1 protein-coding gene is annotated in these 248 nt (G+C 62.5%); it reads right to left on the minus strand.

Translation table 11 applies throughout. The annotated features are described in order from the left end of the window. On the minus strand, positions 1–248 hold a 248-nt coding region (locus tag C1I97_RS39160; protein ID WP_146608514.1), incomplete at both ends, for a DDE-type integrase/transposase/recombinase.

A 248-nucleotide genomic window follows, 5' to 3' on the forward strand; every position in this document is an offset into this window, starting at 1 on the left:
TGGGACTCCCAGACGGTGGTCCCGATCTCCGCTTTCAGCAGGCCGAAAAAGCTTTCGGCCGCGGCGTTATCGTAACAGGAGCCCGTTCTTCCCATGCTCTGCCTCAGCTTCAACTCCCTGATCAAACTGCGGTATTCACCGGACGTGTATTCACTGCCGCGATCGGAGTGCGCGATGCAGCCCTCTTTCAGCGCGCCGCGGCCGGCAGCCATCTTCAGCGCATCCACCACGAGCTCGGCCCGGTGGTG

Source organism: Streptomyces sp. NTH33, assembly GCF_003236365.1.
GTDB lineage: Bacteria > Actinomycetota > Actinomycetes > Streptomycetales > Streptomycetaceae > Streptomyces.